Source organism: Brevibacillus sp. AG162 (genome assembly GCF_006715575.1).
In the GTDB taxonomy this organism is placed as follows: Bacteria; Bacillota; Bacilli; order Brevibacillales; family Brevibacillaceae; genus Brevibacillus; species Brevibacillus brevis.
This window is the reverse complement of the sequence record NZ_VFNO01000014.1, coordinates 72,303-89,644: the sequence shown is the minus strand read 5'-3', so window position 1 is coordinate 89,644 and position 17,342 is coordinate 72,303. Positions and strand designations below refer to the sequence as shown.

18 protein-coding genes are annotated in these 17,342 nt (G+C 47.9%); 1 reads left to right on the top strand and 17 read right to left on the bottom strand.

All coding sequences use genetic code 11. From position 1 onward, the window contains the following. Nucleotides 1-44 precede the first annotated feature (44 nt). From spoVT to glmU, 8 genes are all read right to left on the bottom strand, one after another. Nucleotides 45-587 (bottom strand): stage V sporulation protein T, encoded by a 543-nt coding sequence (spoVT, locus tag FB479_RS28225; RefSeq protein ID WP_047074483.1) that lies wholly within the window; start codon nucleotides 585-587, stop codon nucleotides 45-47. 235 nt (nucleotides 588-822) lie between these two features. Continuing rightward, nucleotides 823-1,893: a peptidylprolyl isomerase gene (locus FB479_RS28220; RefSeq protein ID WP_106657035.1), complete on the bottom strand. Its 1,071-nt coding sequence runs from the start codon at nucleotides 1,891-1,893 to the stop codon at nucleotides 823-825. A gap of 40 nt (nucleotides 1,894-1,933) precedes the next feature. Then, the gene (gene mfd / locus FB479_RS28215; protein ID WP_106657034.1) at nucleotides 1,934-5,482 is read right to left on the bottom strand and encodes a transcription-repair coupling factor; all 3,549 of its coding nucleotides are present in this window, start codon (nucleotides 5,480-5,482) and stop codon (nucleotides 1,934-1,936) included. Between the two features lie 146 nt (nucleotides 5,483-5,628). Further along, nucleotides 5,629-5,859: an anti-sigma-F factor Fin gene (locus FB479_RS28210; RefSeq protein WP_007726431.1), complete on the bottom strand. Its 231-nt coding sequence runs from the start codon at nucleotides 5,857-5,859 to the stop codon at nucleotides 5,629-5,631. Between the two features lie 61 nt (nucleotides 5,860-5,920). Then, nucleotides 5,921-6,490: an aminoacyl-tRNA hydrolase gene (gene pth / locus FB479_RS28205; protein WP_064202230.1), complete on the bottom strand. Its 570-nt coding sequence runs from the start codon at nucleotides 6,488-6,490 to the stop codon at nucleotides 5,921-5,923. Between the two features lie 105 nt (nucleotides 6,491-6,595). After that, nucleotides 6,596-7,204, bottom strand: a complete 609-nt coding sequence (locus tag FB479_RS28200; RefSeq protein WP_106657033.1) for a 50S ribosomal protein L25 — start codon at nucleotides 7,202-7,204, stop codon at nucleotides 6,596-6,598. Nucleotides 7,205-7,294: 90 nt separating this feature from the next. Then, nucleotides 7,295-8,245, bottom strand: a complete 951-nt coding sequence (locus FB479_RS28195) for a ribose-phosphate diphosphokinase (protein ID WP_007726399.1) — start codon at nucleotides 8,243-8,245, stop codon at nucleotides 7,295-7,297. 21 nt (nucleotides 8,246-8,266) lie between these two features. Beyond that, nucleotides 8,267-9,652 carry a bifunctional UDP-N-acetylglucosamine diphosphorylase/glucosamine-1-phosphate N-acetyltransferase GlmU gene (glmU, locus tag FB479_RS28190; RefSeq protein ID WP_142067466.1) on the bottom strand — a complete coding sequence of 462 codons (1,386 nt, stop codon included), beginning with the start codon at nucleotides 9,650-9,652 and terminating at the stop codon, nucleotides 8,267-8,269. A 195-nt stretch (nucleotides 9,653-9,847) separates the two neighbouring features. On the opposite strand from glmU, the gene FB479_RS28185 reads away from it, so the two are divergent. Continuing rightward, complete coding sequence (locus tag FB479_RS28185) at nucleotides 9,848-10,864, top strand: CobW family GTP-binding protein (protein ID WP_142067465.1); 1,017 nt, start codon at nucleotides 9,848-9,850, stop codon at nucleotides 10,862-10,864. 55 nt (nucleotides 10,865-10,919) lie between these two features. On the opposite strand, the gene spoVG is transcribed toward FB479_RS28185, so the two are convergent. The 9 genes from spoVG to FB479_RS28140 form a co-directional block, all read right to left on the bottom strand. Beyond that, a complete protein-coding gene (gene spoVG, locus FB479_RS28180) occupies nucleotides 10,920-11,207 on the bottom strand; it encodes a septation regulator SpoVG (protein WP_007719936.1) in 288 nt (95 codons plus the stop codon). A 190-nt stretch (nucleotides 11,208-11,397) separates the two neighbouring features. After that, entirely contained in the window at nucleotides 11,398-11,778 is a 381-nt protein-coding gene (locus FB479_RS28175; RefSeq protein WP_007719935.1) for a RidA family protein, read from the bottom strand. Nucleotides 11,779-11,784: 6 nt separating this feature from the next. After that, entirely contained in the window at nucleotides 11,785-12,618 is an 834-nt protein-coding gene (gene purR, locus FB479_RS28170) for a pur operon repressor (protein WP_012683868.1), read from the bottom strand. A gap of 55 nt (nucleotides 12,619-12,673) precedes the next feature. Continuing rightward, a complete protein-coding gene (gene ispE / locus FB479_RS28165; RefSeq protein ID WP_106657029.1) occupies nucleotides 12,674-13,552 on the bottom strand; it encodes a 4-(cytidine 5'-diphospho)-2-C-methyl-D-erythritol kinase in 879 nt (292 codons plus the stop codon). 217 nt (nucleotides 13,553-13,769) lie between these two features. Next, a complete protein-coding gene (locus FB479_RS28160) occupies nucleotides 13,770-13,949 on the bottom strand; it encodes a small, acid-soluble spore protein, alpha/beta type (RefSeq protein ID WP_017246937.1) in 180 nt (59 codons plus the stop codon). Nucleotides 13,950-14,066: 117 nt separating this feature from the next. Continuing rightward, nucleotides 14,067-14,339, bottom strand: coding sequence for a biofilm formation stimulator Veg (veg, locus tag FB479_RS28155; RefSeq protein ID WP_005830485.1), 273 nt, complete (start codon nucleotides 14,337-14,339; stop codon nucleotides 14,067-14,069). Nucleotides 14,340-14,555: 216 nt separating this feature from the next. Next, nucleotides 14,556-15,449, bottom strand: coding sequence for a 16S rRNA (adenine(1518)-N(6)/adenine(1519)-N(6))-dimethyltransferase RsmA (gene rsmA / locus FB479_RS28150; protein ID WP_106657028.1), 894 nt, complete (start codon nucleotides 15,447-15,449; stop codon nucleotides 14,556-14,558). Between the two features lie 3 nt (nucleotides 15,450-15,452). Further along, a complete protein-coding gene (gene rnmV / locus FB479_RS28145) occupies nucleotides 15,453-16,001 on the bottom strand; it encodes a ribonuclease M5 (RefSeq protein ID WP_047074537.1) in 549 nt (182 codons plus the stop codon). A gap of 171 nt (nucleotides 16,002-16,172) precedes the next feature. Next, nucleotides 16,173-17,270, bottom strand: a complete 1,098-nt coding sequence (locus FB479_RS28140; protein ID WP_106657026.1) for a resuscitation-promoting factor — start codon at nucleotides 17,268-17,270, stop codon at nucleotides 16,173-16,175. Between the last annotated feature and the right edge of the window lie 72 nt (nucleotides 17,271-17,342).

Here is a 17,342-nt window from a genome sequence, read left to right as displayed (position 1 = left end):
AGAAAAACAGCCCCGGGGTACGAGGCTGTTTTTGCTGATCGATCCTACTGCTCCATCTGCTTTGCCAGGAAACCGGCCGCTGTTTCCGACATTTTGATCTCCAAATCACTCATCTTGGTTGACTCGTTTTTGTTGAGGAGGATCACGGACCCGATTGGATCGCCTCCTGCTACAATCGGTGCGACGACGAACGAGCCATATGTCTCGTTCATGTCACGACAAATTTCATAAGAGCCTGTGTTTTTCTCCAGTCGGGTTTTTCTTTCCTCCAAGCATTTCTCGACAATACTGCCAATTGCTTTCTCCAAGTATTCCTTTTTGGAGGCACCTGCCACTGCAATGACACTATCCCTGTCTGAAATCAGTACGGTATGATTCATGCTTTCATACAAAGAGTCGGCGTACTCTTTTGCAAAATCACCCAACTCTCCAATCGGTGAATACTTTTTGAGAATGACTTCCCCGTCACGATCCACAAAAATCTCAAGCGGGTCGCCCTCACGAATGCGCAGTGTACGACGAATCTCCTTAGGAATCACGACCCGACCGAGGTCGTCAATTCGACGAACGATACCAGTTGCTTTCATGTCTTGTTGCCTCGCTTTCCCTGAGAAGTGGGTAGTGAATAGATGGTGGTTGGTTAGTTGTATTTTTTCCTCAAATTCTAATTTTAACTATGGGTGATGGTATCAATTTTTGCCAGTTGCTTCAATTACTCTCCCCCGGGTGGTAGCGAGTGATAATAGTATTTGCCCATGTTTGAAGAATATGCGAGAAAACGAAAAAACAGGGAAACGAATTCCCTGTTTTTCTTCGGACTTCTTATTTCTTTGCCGGAGCATCATTTTTGGACTGCGGGATGTTGAATTTCGTAATCAGCTTGTCCAGCTCGTTTTTGGCGAAAGTGTCGTACGCTTTCTCCAAAGAATTTGCGCGGAGCTGCTCTTTCATCTCATCAAAGGTCTTTTCTTTGCGATTCTCGACCTTAATAATATGGTAACCAAAATCAGTTTTTACTGGCGGGCCAACTTCACCGACTTTTTGTGTCAGGGATGCTTCTTTAAATTCTGGTACCCATTGGGTTACATCCTGGTCAGCGTACAAGCCTCCAGACTGCTTGCTGCCTGGGTCATCTGTGAACTCTGTTGCCAGCTTCGCAAAGTCTTCACCCTTTTTCAGGCGCGCTACCAAGTCGTTGGAGATTTTCAACGCCTCTTCTGGTTTGCGCTTTTCGGTAGAGATCAGGATGTGGCGAACAGAAGCAACGGTACGGGAAGCTTTGTCCATTTGATCATAGGTTTGCTTCAGCGTAGCATCGTCGATATTCTTTTTCATCACATTGATGGACTGGTTGATCAGATCCATCTGATTTACGATCATGTCCTTCGTTACGCCTTGGCCTTCTAAGAGCTTGTTGAATTGGGCTTCATCCTTGCCCAAAAAGCCCATGTACTGCGTTTTGATTTTCTCGAAGGTTTTCTCAGCGAGTTCTTTGGACTCTTTTTTCATAGCAGCGTCAGAACGGCTAGCCAAAACCTTGGTAGCTGTATACTCACGAGCATAAGCTTTCAGTGAGTTGCTATCAGCCATTTCAATCATGGTACCTTGTTGTGGGTTCATGAAGTTAATAACACGCAGGAACTCTTCGAACTCTTTTCCTGTTACAGTTCCCCCTTGATACTCTACAATGGCAGCTTTCTGATCTGCTGCGTAAGGCAGAGTGAGTTTAGGGAATTGTACCAAAGGATCGTTAGCAGCAGCTTGATTGCCGCCATCTGTCTGATTCGCTGGAGTTGTTGGATCTTGTTTCGCTTCTTCTGCTTTTCCGCCGCAACCAGTCATGAGTGCCACGACCAGAACAGCCGAAGATAGAATCGCTACAGAACGTTTCATAAATAAGGTTCTCCCTTCCCGGGCAAGCCCATTTTGTCAGTTAAGACACAGGGCTCTCCGTACCGGTGTCTCTTCGCACCTGGTGAAATTGACGCAGCAGCTTTTCAACCAACTGCACGCCCTCATCTTCTTTTAACCCCTTTACTTTAACAGCAATCGTGATCTGTTGTCCACCCGACAGCCCAACCCTCTTGCTCCAGTTACTGGTAAGGGCAAATAGAGCCCCACCATCGATGTTGTTGTTCTGACTAGGGTGCAGGAACAATTTAATCTCGTCCGGATTCTTTTGGCTAATTTCGGTGATGTGGTGCTTCAGGGCATACACACGTAAACGGGAAATGGTTAACAAATTATCAACCGGCTTCGGAACTGGTCCAAAACGGTCTAGCAGCTCGTCTGCCAAATCGTCGACGTCTTCCAATGTAGACACCGCGACAAACTTTTTGTACATCTCGATTTTTTGTCGGCTATCCGTAATGTACATCGACGGAATGTAAGCATCCAGTTGCAGATTGATCTCCACAGGTGTGACAATTTCGTGTTTGACTTCGCCCTTCAGCTCATCAATGGCCTCTTTCAGCATCTGGCTGTACAAGTCGAATCCGACCGTATTAATAAAACCATGCTGCTCCGCGCCCAGCAAATTACCCGCTCCACGAATGGACAAATCTCGCATCGCGATCTTGAAGCCAGAGCCGAGCTCGGTAAATTCCTTGATGGCTTGCAGACGTTTTTCCGCTACCTCTGTCAGCACCTTGTCCCGTTGATACGTAAAGTAAGCGTACGCAATTCGATTGGAACGACCTACCCGTCCACGCAGCTGATACAGCTGGGACAAGCCCATTTTGTCTGCATTGTAAATAATCAGCGTATTGACGTTCGGGATGTCCACCCCGGTCTCAATGATCGTCGTGCTGACCAACACGTCAAAATTCCCTTCCAAAAAGTCGAGAATGACGCCTTCCAGCTCGCTTTCGTTCATCTGCCCATGTGCTACAGCGATGCGTGCGTCAGGAACGAGCATCGAAATCTGCTCCGCCATCTGTTCGATTCCTTGTACTTGGTTGTAGAGGAAGAACACTTGCCCATCACGAGCCATCTCACGCTCAATCGCTTCGCGAACGAGAGCAGGACTGTAATCCATCACATACGTCTGTACCGGAAAACGATTTTCTGGCGGCGTTTCGATGACAGACAAATCACGCACACCGAGCATCGACATGTGCAAAGTACGTGGAATCGGCGTAGCGGTTAGAGTCATGACATCCACATTCGTTTTGATCTGCTTCAGCTTTTCCTTGTGGCTCACACCGAAGCGCTGCTCCTCGTCTACGATTAACAGACCGAGCTCGCGGAATGTCAGGTCTTTGGAAAGCAGACGGTGCGTACCGATGACGACATCGACTGTGCCTTCCTTCAGTCCTTTTAGTGTGGCATTCTGCTCTTTGCGCGAACGGAATCGGCTCAACACCTCCACGCGGATCGGATATTCCGCAAAACGCTCACGGAACGTCTCGTAATGCTGCTGGGCCAGAATCGTAGTTGGAACCAAAACGGCTACCTGTTTTCCATCCATGACAGCCTTGAAGGCAGCACGAATCGCAACCTCTGTCTTCCCGTACCCTACGTCCCCACAAACGAGGCGATCCATCGGACGTTTGCGCTCCATGTCCGCTTTGACTTCAGAAATCGCGCGGAGCTGGTCTTGTGTTTCCTGATACGGGAACATCGCCTCAAATTCACGCTGCTCTGTCGTGTCGGGAGAGAATGTATGACCGACAGCCGCTTCGCGGGCTGCGTACAGCTTGATCAAATCCTCGGCGATATCCTTTACAGACGACTGGACCTTGTTTTTGACGCGTTTCCACTCGCTGCCCCCCAAGCTGTAAATCTTCGGCTGTGCCTCTTCGCTCGCCACGTACTTCTGCACATGGTCGATTTGATCAATCGGAACAAACAGACTGTCTCCTGCGGCGTATTGAATATGAAGGTAATCTTTATGAATTCCGAGAATTTCCTTGGTTTCAATTCCGAGGTATTTTCCAATCCCGTGATTGACGTGCACGACGAAATCACCGGGCTTGAGCTCCAGATAGTTTTTGATACGCTCCGCGTTGTTCATCGTCTGCTGAACTTTCCGCGCCTTGCGCTGTTTCGCGGTAAATACTTCACCTTCCGTAATAACAACCAGCTTGTTTAACGGAAGCTCAAAGCCGGTCTGGAGGTTTCCTAAAATGATCGTAGGACGCCCCGGAGGTACTGTCTCCACGGCTTCTGTTAAAACATCCGCTTCCATTTCGTAGTCATGCAGGACACGCTCCAGTCGCTTCGCACGCTCCAAATCAGCTGCGACAAAGACGATCTGATCCTGGGACTTCTTCCAACGGGTCAGCTCTGTTTTTAGCACGTTCATCTGTCCATGGAAGTTTTGCATGGTACGACAAGTTAGATTTACGATGTTTTGTGGCTGGGTCTTCGGTGATTGTCTCAAAAATAGGGAGAGGTAAACGATCTGGCGCTTCTTCGTCGACACGATCTCGTCGTACGTGCGCGACAGGCTGAGATTGGCCATATATTCGCCCTGGATGATGCGTCCTGTCAGCCATTCCCCTTCTTCTTTTTGCAATTGTGCTGCCGTATCCAACACACGAGAAGGCTCATCAACGATCAGCAAGGTATCGGCAGGCATATAGGACAATAATGTATCACCAGTCGGGTAAATGACAGAGATGTACGAATACAGCTGTGCAAAACGCTGTCCCTGCTTCATTCTCTCTGCATCAGAGCCGATTCGCTCCATGACTTTTTCCTTGGCAGCCCCATCTTTCAAATTGGCGATGGTTTCCCCCAGCTTTTGTTCTAAGCGAACAGCCGATTCCTGCAATAACGGAGTCGAAGCGATCATTTCTTTTGCCGGACCGAGAATATAAGTCTGGACGGATTCCAATGACCGTTGGGAGAGCATGTCAAACGTACGAATCGAGTCGATCTCCACATCAAAAAGCTCAATCCGCACCGGCCACTCCGAATCGATCGGATACAAGTCGATAATTCCGCCGCGAATACTCATTTCTCCCTTGCGCTCGACCATGTCCACTCGCTCATAGCCAAGCTCAATACATCGGAGCAAAAAGGACTCGATATCGAGCTCATCACCGACGGACAACTGAATCTGTGCTTCCTTCCATACTTGCGGGGGAACGACCAAGCGACGCAAGCCAGCAAAAGGTGCAACCAAAAAACCCGTAAAGCCTTGGGCCAGACGGTTGAATACATGAATTCGCTGCGCCAGCATTTCAGGGCTGGCAATAGCAAGCTCAGAGCCAATCAGCTCATTACCGGGATAAAGCAACACCTGATCAGAGGGAACCAACTCGATCAAATCTTCGTATACTTTTTGTGCTTGGTACATGTTATGCGTCACTACGCAGACCGGACGATCTGACATTTGTTGCAATGACGCCATCAATACTTGCCGGGCGGAACCAGCTAAGCCAGAGACAAGCTGCTCATGTAGCCCCTTCTCCAAACCAGCCACGATTGTCCCGACGTTCGTGTCCTGTTTCATCGGGTTAATGATGACTTGCATTCACTAATCCCCTCTCTAATTCTTCTGTCAACTAAAATCAGAGCCTCGCTTACGTTCACAACAACCGCAGGTCAGCCATGCGAAAAGAAGCCTTAGCTCCCCAAGCTAAGGCCTTGTCAGTGCAAGCCTTCCTAATGCGTATCCACTTATTGAAGTGGGTTTCCGACTAGCGAAAGCTCTGGATGCTGAATCAGCGCTTCACGGCAATAGTCGCACGTGATGCTGACGACCGTATCTCCACTTTGTTCTCTCGATATTATAAGAGCACGTTCCTCCGGGGTCAAGGAATCAAACCCGAGCTGCGCTTCTGTTACTTGCGATTCGTCAAATTCTGCAATCTTCATGCCGCAGCAACGACATGTATAGCGTATGCTCATGCACATACCACCCCCATACTGTTCCTATCGCTTAGTATGGACGATTGGGTGGGAAATCATACTACTTTTTCAAGCTGTTGTAATGGTTCATGACCTTTAAAAACGACTCTCTTGTCCACATGGCGCATGCATCAGCAGCCAAGCTCACCGCTTCTTGAATGTCGGCTCTTTCCGCCACTGGAAACGTATTCAAAACATAGTCGCTGACGCTCCGCCCTGGTTCTGGACGACTGATCCCTACCTTGATTCGTTTAAACTCCTGTGTGCCCAAATGCTGAATCATAGACTTGATGCCGTTGTGCCCACCAGCGCTGCCCTTTTCTCGCAGACGAAGATGTCCGGTCGGCAAATCAAGATCGTCGTAGATGACGACGAGATCGTCCGGAATCAGTTTGTAAAACTTGAGGACTTCCGCTACCGATTCACCGGAGAGATTCATGTACGTCTGCGGCTTCACCAGCAGTACCTTCTCGCCTTCGATTCGTCCTTCGCCCACGAGTGCACGAAACTTGTTTTGCGTAACAGGAATTCCCCATTTGTCGCTAATCTTATCTATGGCCATAAAGCCAGCATTATGTCTGGTGTCTTCATATTTTTTGCCGGGATTACCCAATCCAATTATGACTTTCACGCTTATTCCCTCCTACTCTCTTCCCATTGTACTCGAATGGTCACGTGAACAAAAGGAAAAGGGCAGAGATGAAATCACCTCGCCCTTCTTTTACATGCCCTAATTTTATTCGTTAGCGGTTCCTGCTTTTTCGGCCACTGCTTCTGCCTCTTGCTCCGCATCGATTGATTCTTCGGACTTGGCCTTCACAGGCAGTACACTGATCAGCACTTCTGTGGATTCGAGGCCCAGATCTACTCCGGGTGGGACATTCAGATCGGAAACCAGTACGACATCCCCGATATTCAATCCGTCGACATCGACCAGAAATGATTCTGGTATATTACCTGGCAAGCAAGTTACTTCCACACTGTGGCGGATAAGGGTAGCCACACCTAACTCCGGATCTCCTGTCATGAGGACAGGGACAGACGTGTGTATTTTTTCATTCATATTGATCTTCTTAAAATCTGCATGCAAAATGTTCCCCTGCAAAGGATGCCGTTGCAGCTCATAAACCATGACATCGTGCGTGTTCCCGTCTACATTCAACCGGAATGGCTTGTTCGTCGACTGGTGACGCAGGGCAGCATCCAGCTCTCTTCCTTTGACCTGAATCGGCTTGTTGCCCATATCGCTGCCGTACATAATACCGGGAACCCAACCTTCATTGCGCAGTACCTTTACAGCATTGCCTGTCTTTTGTTCACGAGACTGTGCCTGTAATTGTTCCACAAAAAAACCTCCTTCGGACTGCTAGTAAAAGTTTCCTCACTAGCTTGTCCATCGGAGGTTTAGTTCAATCCCCTAATAGGGGATTGTATATTAATCGAACAACTTGCTTACGGAAAGCTCTTCGTGAACACGAATGATTGCTTCACCAATGATTGGCGCTACAGAAAGAACGGTAATCTTATCGATAATTTGTTCTTCTGTCAGCGGGATTGAGTTGGTCACAATCAGTTCCTTGATCTTCGAGTTAGCAATACGCTCGATAGCAGGACCGGACAGAACTGGGTGCGTGCAGCATGCATATACTTCACGTGCGCCTGCTTCTACAAGTGCACTTGCAGCCAGTGTGATCGTTCCAGCGGTATCGATAATATCGTCGATGATGATCGCTGTTTTGCCTTCGATGTTACCTACGATGTTCATTACTTCGGCTACGTTTGGTTCTGGGCGACGTTTGTCAATAATGGCAATAGGCGCTTCCAGACGTTCTGCCAATTTACGAGCACGGGTCACTCCACCGTGATCCGGAGATACGACAACGATATCTTTCAGACCTTTTTCAGAGAAGTGTTTGCCCAAGATAGGCACACCCAGCAGATGATCAACCGGAATATCGAAGAAGCCTTGGATTTGTGTTGCGTGCAAATCCATCGTAATCACACGTTGTGCACCTGCTGTCTCGATCAGGTTCGCAACCAGCTTAGCCGTGATCGGATCGCGTGCGCGTGCTTTACGATCTTGACGAGCATAACCGTAGTAAGGAATGACCACGTTAATACTCTTAGCCGAAGCGCGTTTCAATGCATCGACCATGACCAAAAGCTCCATCAAATGCTCATTAACGGGAGCAGACGTTGGCTGAATGACAAATACGTCACAACCGCGAACGCTTTCATTGAGTTTGAGTTGGCATTCGCCATCACTAAAGCGCACTACTTGTGCGTTTCCGAGTGGTACACCGATGTGTTCGGCGATTTCTTTTGCCAGTTCCGGGTTTGCGTTGCACGTAAATACCTTCAGTTTTGGGTCGCGGTAATTAGCCATGATCTTCTCAAGAACCTCCCGTTATGATTGCTTTTTGCCCTTGCGAGGCAGTTTGTTCGCGTAATCGATTTTATTCACTTGACGCTCACGTGCGATCGCAAGCGCATTATCTGGCACATCTTGATTAATGGTCGATCCAGCAGCTACATAAGCATTTTGTCCAACTGTAACTGGCGCAACCAGATTGCTGTTGCATCCGATGAATGCTCCATCTTTTACTGTTGTTTTATGTTTCACTGCGCCATCATAATTGACGGTAATCGTTCCACAGCCAATATTGACTCCGTCTCCGATCTCCGCATCTCCTACATAGCTGAGATGAGGAACCTTCGTACCGTCACCAATTTTCGCATTTTTCAATTCCACGAAATCACCGATTTTGGCATTGCGTCCAATCTGTGTTCCTGGTCGAACATAAGCAAATGGACCAACAGAAGACTCGCTTTCCACACTCGAATCAACCAGCACAGAGTAAGAAATGGTCACGCCACTCGCTACGTTCACATTCGTCAGATCCGCTTGGGGTCCGATTACACAATCAGCTCCAACGGTTGTTTGTCCACGCAGGAAAGAACCTGGGTGGATCACGGTATCTGCCTCAATCTTCACATCCGCTTCGATGTACGTAGAAGCTGGATCGATGATTGTCACACCATTTCGCATGTGACCAGTCATAATACGTTTTTTCATGTAGGCTTCTGCTTCCGATAGCTGTACACGATCGTTAACACCCATCGTTTCCTCCGGGTCAACCGCTTCGTATCCAACTACCTTTTCACCTGCATCACGCAAAATACCGACAACGTCTGTTACATAGTATTCGCCTTGTGCGTTGTCATTTTTCACTTCCGCCAAGGCTTTCCATAATTTTCGGTTGTCATAGCAGTATATGCCCGTATTAATTTCTCTGATCGCCCGTTCCGCTTCCGTAGCATCCTTATGTTCCACGATTCGCAATACTTCGCCCGCCTCATTGCGCACGATACGCCCATAACCTGTTGCGTCAGGTAACACGGCGGTTAATACCGTTGCAGCCGCTTGCTGCTCCTCGTGATAGGTCAGCAAGGCCGACAACGTAGTCGCTGACAAGAGGGGAACGTCTCCATATAAAAGAAACGTAGTTCCTTCTTTATCCTGTAAAAACGGCGCTGCCTGCGAAACGGCATGTGCCGTTCCCAACTGTTCTTCTTGCAGTGCATAAGTAACGTCCTCGCCTAGTTTGGCGCGGACAGCGTCAGCACCATGACCTACGACGACAACGATATCCTGAACCTGCATGGATGCCATCGTATCGACTACATGCTGAACCATAGGCTTTCCGCACACAGGGTGCAGGACTTTGTACAGCTTCGATTTCATCCGTGTACCCTGACCAGCAGCCAGAACCACGGCATGGATCTTAGACATGTCAACCCTCCATCGTAGAAGTTCCACAATGACTATATCCTAATTCATATGTGGATTTCAAGACAATCGATACAGGATTATGCCCGATTCCTTGCATTGCCAGTAGTTAGACACAAGGCAGACAACATTTAATTTTCTGACAGAAATGTGATATATTGTTGGGCGAAAGGGGTTATTTGAAGGAGGTAGGATGAGATGAGTGCAGAGATATACTTGCTGACTGGATATTTAGGAAGCGGAAAAACCACCCTATTGCAAAAGTGGCTGACTCATTTGCGCATCACAGACCAGAAAGTAGTCGTCTTGATGAATGAAATGGGGGAGGAAGATATTGACGGGGAACAATTGCAAGGCTTCGGCTTTCCTGTCAAAAAAATGCTTGATGGCTGCATATGCTGCTCGATCAAGGGCGAGCTGACGGAAGGCTTGAAAGATATTATGAACGCCATTGCGCCAGACCGAATCCTCATCGAGACTACTGGCGTAGCCGATCCACTTGATGTCATCGATACGATTACCCATCCAGAGCTGTATGATCGACTGGAGTTAAAAGGGACCATTAGTGTTGTCGACGCTTCTCGCTTTCTAGACCTCAACTCACGATTCTCCTCGACTGCCACTCTGGTCAAAACGATTCGAAACCAAGTGCGTTACGCAGACCTGCTTCTTTTGAACAAAACCGATTTGACCAGTCCTGATGTCATAGAGCGGGTCAAGCAAAAGCTCAGCGAAATCAATCCAATCGCACCCATACACGCTACTGTTCAGGCAGAAATAGAAGTCTCCCGGCTTTTATCTGTCAAACGCACCGTTCATGAGCGATCGCTCGACAACGAGACAAACCGCCCCATTGCCGTACAGAAAAGCATCGGACGAATGTCAACGATGGACAGGCTCAAGCAATCCCTTGGCCTGAAAACAAGCCAACCCTCTCTCTACAATAGTATCGAAACGTTTTCCTATGTATTCACCGGTCCCGTAGACGCGAAAAAATTCGAGGACTTTCTATACGATCTCCCCAAAAATGTCTATCGGGCAAAAGGCTACGTCCAGTTCCACGGAAAGCCCGAGCTGATCTCGTTTCAACATACCGATAATCAGGTGCTCCTGTTCCCTTTTGAAAATTTCGGACCGAAAATGGTAGCTGTTTTCATCGGGGAAGGAATGGATAAAGAAAATATTTTGAACGACCTAAAGAAATGTTATGGTTAACGGACGCCGAAGCACCCTGCCGCAAGTGACAGGGTGCTTTGAGTATAAGGACTTTTTAAGCACCAGCTTCGATAGTGCTTTCTTCCTCTTGACCTACGCGGTCGTATTCTGTGAGAACTGCTGCCTGAATTTTTTCACGGGTAGTTGAAGAAATCGGATGTGCAATATCGCGGAATTCTCCATCTGGTGTACGCTTGCTCGGCATAGCTACAAACATACCATTGTTTCCGTCAATGACACGGATATCATGAACCACAAATTCATGGTCAATTGTAATGGATGCAATCGCTTTCATCCTACCATCCGTATTCACTCGGCGAAGTCTTACGTCTGTTACTTCCATCTAGTTCACTCCCTTTATCTATGTAACGCGTTTAGGATTATTTCCACCCGCTGGGTAAATATTCCTGCTTATCTTTGTGCAATTTTTGAAAAAATATATAAATATGTTTTTATGTCATTTTTTGGAAACATTTTCCGCAGGTACAAAAACAGCCCAATGCGCGTGGCATCAGGCTGTTTTCCATTTTTTTCTATTCGATATAAGCTACGATTTCGATTTCGACTTTTACATCACGCGGCAGGCGTGCCACTTCCACAGTGGAACGAGCTGGCTTGTGATCGCCAAAATATTGGCCGTACACTTCGTTCAGTTGACCAAAATCATTCATGTCCTTGATGAATACGGTCGCCTTTACTACATTCGTCAGGTTGCCACCGGCTTCTGCCAGTACCGCTTGAATGTTGGAAAAAACCTGATGGGTTTGCTCCACGACGTCACCTTCTACCAAAGTGCCGTCTGCACGCAGCGGAATTTGACCCGATGCAAAAAGAAATGGACCTACCTTTGCAGCTTGGCTGTAAGGCCCAATAGCGGCAGGAGCCTTGTCAGTTGAAACAAAAGAGATTGCCATACCTATCTACTCCCCTCTTTTTTCAAAAAAACTGCCCAGCTCTATTTCGATTTGCTTGCCCTTGAAGTCTACATCCTGAAGTTTTGCAAGCGATACATATTCATCTACCAAACGCTCAGAAACATCCGCTGTCGTTTCTACCAGTACGCCGCATCCTACTACGGTTGCTCGGAATTCCTGCAACAGATCAATCATGCCCCGCAATGTCCCGCCAGCTTTCATAAAGTCGTCCACAATGAGGACGCGAGACTGTTCGGCCAAACCGCGGCGAGCGAGTGACATGGTTTGAATTCGTTTACTGGAACCCGATACATAGTTAATGCTCACTACTGAACCTTCCGTCACCTTGTTGTCACGGCGGACAATCACAACAGGCACATTCAAAAACATAGCCGTCGCATACGCAAGTGGAATCCCCTTTGTTTCCACCGTCATGACGACATCCACATTTTTATCCGCATAAGCGGTTGCAAAGAGCTTTCCGATCTTCGCCATCGTTTGTGGATTTCCGAGAATGTCGGACATGTACAAGTATCCACCTGGCAAAAGCCTCTCTGGATTAGCGAGTTGACCGATCAGTTCGCGCATGAAGTGAAGGGCCTCTTCCGTTTTGACCTGTGGAATATACTTCACTCCGCCTGCCGCTCCCGCCACCGTTTTCAACAAGCCTACCCCTTGGACTTCAAAAGCCTCTTTGATGATAGACAAGTCTTCACTGATGGATGATTTCGCTGCGCCGTATTGTTCCGCGAACAGAGTGAGAGGAGTCAGCGTATGGGGATGGGCGAGCAAGTGCTGCGTCATGTCAACCAGACGTGCACTTCTGCGCAATTTCTTCATGGCTCTTCCTCCAAAACCGAATATTATGCTGATAATGTATCATTTCCATACGGGTTTATGCAAGTATTTCCCCATCTTGAGCGCCTAACATTCGGACAACAAACACATCTTTGACAAAACCTCGCAACGCGTTGTAGATCCGATGCACTTTCGCTTCCTTTTGCACAAGAGCAAACACAGTAGGGCCGCTGCCAGACATCAGGACACCATCTGCCCCCGAAGCGATCATGAGATCCTTGATTTGTCTTACTTGTGGATGGAGCGAGAGCGTGACGTTCTCCAACACATTTCCAAGAGATTGGCACATGAGTGAAAAGTCTTGGGTCGCGATGGCTTGCAGCATTTGTTTGGTATCGGGATGATTATCGATCTGGGCAACACGCAGGTTTCCGTATACATCCGGGGTAGATACTCCGATCGGCGGCTTAGCTAGAATCACCCAGCACGGTGCAGGCGCTCCCAGGTGCGCGATCTGTTCGCCACGCCCTGTCGCCAGCGCTGTTCCACCATAAACGCAAAATGGCACATCAGAGCCAATCTCCGCTCCGATTTTAGCCAGCTCATCTCTGGTCAACCCGAGATTCCACAATTGGTTCAAGCCGCGCAGTGTTGCCGCTGCATCACTGCTGCCACCTGCCAGTCCAGCCGCAACCGGAATTTGCTTGTCGATATACAAGTGTACGCCCTGGCGTACTTGAAATTTTTCTTTCATGAGCGTTGCCGCTTTATATGCGTGGTTACGGATATCATCCGGTACGAAGCTGGCAGAACAGTCCAGCGTAATCTCACCATCTTCGCGTAGAGTCATGTCCACACGATCTGCCAAGTCTACGGTTGTCATCACCATTTCTACTTCGTGATAACCGTCCGGCCGTTTGGCAAGCACGTCGAGAGTCAAATTAATTTTGGCCGGAGCTTTGACCGAGATACGCACGTAATTCACCTCTGCCTACTTTCTAAATTTCCTAGTCTCTTATTGTAGCATAGGCAAACTCTCCCATGCCACTTGATCAATTAAAAAGAATAGGATCGAGATCATTATGGGTATTTCGAAAATTCAGCTCCCTTTATAGAAAAAAAGCCGGGATGCCCCGGCCCTTGTCAACGAGTGTTTATATGGTGAGAAACGTTCGTACGGTCAAACCCAAACGTTACAATCGCTTAGCGGCTAATGCTTCCTCAGCAAGCTGAACAGCGCGCTTGACCATGTTACCCGCGTCCCGTGTCGTGATGCCTCCCCAACCCTCGGCTTTTACCGTATCGTAAAACCCAAGCTCTTTGGCCAGCTCCATCTTAAACTGCTCTGACATCAGTCCTCGTCTGCGACCCATAGCACCCTCCTTCTCGTTGACAGGCTTAGTGTGCTCCATACCGTTCTTTTTATTGCCTCAACCAAATGTTCAGAGCTTTTCGATATAAAAAACAAAACAGTAGAACCCAAAAGGGCTCTACTGTTGTACAAATGTGATGCGGATGTGCTCGTTTTCGCGGCACACCGTCAATTCTACTGTTTCCGTCAAGATGTCAGCATAGCTGTAAGATACCCGCTCAAAGAGTTGGTCGTCATCCAGCTTTACCACAAACACAGATGGGTAAGTTTCTTCGAGGATGCCACTACGTTCAACGGTTTTGCGGCGACCGCCATTAGCCTTAAGCAGGATGCGCTCACCAATGTGTCCGTCTAAACTACGTTTAATGTCAAGTAACGCGTTTCTTGCCATTGTTCCATCCACCTCGCTTACATCTATTATAACAGCTCCCTTATATTTTGTCAAAGAAATAAAAAATTATAGCAACCCTGCCGATATTTTGTCAACGGGGTTTTTTTCATAAAAAACGTAGATATTTGTCAAATGATATGCATAAAGGGAATAAACACGCAAAAACCCCCATTCTTTGGGAATCTCGCCCAAAAATAAGGGGGTCGTCTACACGATTTACGTAATCAGTCCGCGGCGCATACCTTCGTTCGCTAGGCGGGCAAATTCGTCCAAACTAAGTGTTTCACCACGTCGGGTCGGATCGATCCCGATGTCAGTGAGCATCTGTATTACTTCATCCTTTTGGGTTTTAGGAAACAGTCCATTCATCAGGTTGTTCAACAATGTCTTCCGGCGCTGTGCAAACGAGCTGCGTACCACCCGGAAAAACATATCCTGATCGTCTACTTCCACTGGCGGACGATCTCTTACCTTTAAGCGAATCACTGCCGAGTCGACATTCGGACGTGGAACAAACACACTAGCAGGCACAATCATCGCTACTTCTGTATCTGCATAAAATTGAGCTGCGACTGATAGAGAGCCATAGTCTTTCGTTCCTGGTTTGGCTGCAATTCTCTCAGCCACTTCCTTTTGAATCATGACCACGATGTTTTCGAGGGGCAATCTCTCTTCCAGCAGCTTCATCAGGATCGGTGTCGTCACATAGTAGGGCAAATTCGCCACTACACTCAGCTTTTCCACTCCTGTCATCTTTTCTTCTATTAACTTCTTCAGATCCAGCTCCAGTACGTCCCCATGAACGACTTCAATATTTTCATAAGGAGAGAGCGTGTCCTGCAAAATAGGCAAAAGACGTTGGTCGATTTCAATCGCCATCACTTTTTTGGCTGCTCGTCCCAATTGTTCCGTCAGCGCACCGATACCGGGCCCAATTTCAATCGCTCCCTTTTCCTTGGTAAGGTCTGCCTCTGAAACGATGTTATGTAAAATGTTCGTGTCTATCAGGAAGTTCTGGCCCAGACTCTTCTTAAAAGAAAAGCCATACTTCTCCAATATTTCTTTTGTACGCGTAGGTGTGGCAATATCCTTGCCCGCTATTTGGGTCATGGCTTACTCCCTCTCTTTATTGATGGCCGTAATGGCTGCTTCGAATTCTGCTCGACTGATTTGGAAGGCATTGAGCCGCTGCAGCATTTGCTTGGCATTGGCGTATCCAATCCCCAATGCTTCTCCCAGCTTAATTCTGCGTTCTTTGGCGTCTACTCCGGACGTCAGGCCATTTGCCAACAAATCGTCAGAGGTAATCTCTCCAGCCGTTTCCGCCATTTCGGTACGTACTTCTGAGAGCGCACGAATAATCACGTCAGGTGTCGCGTTCTCAACGCCGATATCGCCCTTTTTGGTCCCATCCTCCTGGGTAATAAATGCGTGCTTGCAGCCTGGAACTGACTTGCTGATAATTTTTCGGATGCGCTCCCCTTGATAATCAGGGTCTGTGAAAATAATAACACCGCGTTTTTGTTGTGCCAGCCTGATTTTTTCAATCGTTCTTTTATGAATCGCAGAACCGCCAGTTTCAATCGTATCGGCATTAACCGCACGCTTGATAGCTGCGGTATCGTCTCGTCCTTCCACCACGATGACTTCTTTGATCTTCATCATGTGCTCCCACTTTCGTACAAAGTCGGTACGATACTAGTGTTCCAAAAAAAATCGTACCCAAAGCCAAAAATACATGTAACATTTGGCAAAAGAGGATCGTCTTACTAACAAACAGCTTATCACAATTACCATAGAGGAAACAGAAGAACAGGAGCAATCGCTCCTGTCCTAAGGCTTCTGTGGTCCAATGATATATACAGTTTTGTTGCGCTTTCGACCGAATTTCCTCGCCTCGGATTCCGTGCCTACGAATACGTCGATTTTGCCACCTTTCATGGCACCGCCCGTATCTTCAGCTCGACGATACCCAACACCTTCAATGTACACCCACCATCCATACGGAATGACTTTAGGATCTACAGCGATTGTGTGACCAACCTTGGCTTTTACCCCTGTCGATGTGCGTCCATAGCCCGGCGAGCTTGGGTGTTTGCCACCTCCCGCAGGAGTATAAGCAGTCAGGGTAACCCCGTTCAGTACTTTTTTCGGCCTAAACACTTTTCCACCACGCGAGACCGGACCCGCTGCAGAAGCAACCAGGACCCGATCTGGTTGACCCTTTTTCTGCAACGTTGGGACTGCGGTACCCACGGCTACGACATTATCTTTCTTCGGTACAAGGACATCTCTTTTGACCAGATCACGGGAGACTTCTTTTCCATCTTCCATGACTAGCTTGTAGTGTGCAATTGCCTTACCTTCTTGCCCGCTCTGTAATACGCGGGTCTTACCTTTTTCCAGCGCTGGATCATTTTTGCGTATTTCTTGAAAGGTGACTCGCTCATCGACTTTTACCATTTTCTCAACAACCCGCTTAACGCTGATCGAGGAGTCCTTGGTAAGTGTAGCGGTCAATGCCGGTTCTACCCGGTCCTTCTCACCTAGCACGATGCCGCCGTCCTTCAACGCACCAGCAACATCACGACTAAGTGTCTCTATCGTTTTTTTCTGCCCGTCAACCTGGATTGGTATGGACCAGGTCGTATATAAAGTAATGAGTGCTCCGTCTTTTAGCTTCGTCTCTGGTGTCGGTTGAAGGGAATCCTTTTCCGTTACCGTAATGTTTCTCTCGGTTAAGAACTGCTCAACGGTCTTGGCTTTTGTAGCGACCGTCTTGCTTTCTCCGTCCAACGAAAAAGTGACCTGTTTTGGCTGAGTAGCCTGGGCAGAGAAATAGCCAATCATGGGAACGAGGACAAGAGCAAGGCAGCCAAACATGACTAACCCACGATTCTTATACCTATCCCATATCGCGCGTAACTCCATTTCCCACACTCCTTTTCCTAGAAAAGCACAAGGCTCTTCTTATCTAGCCAGGTAAGGGTCGATGTAATTGCA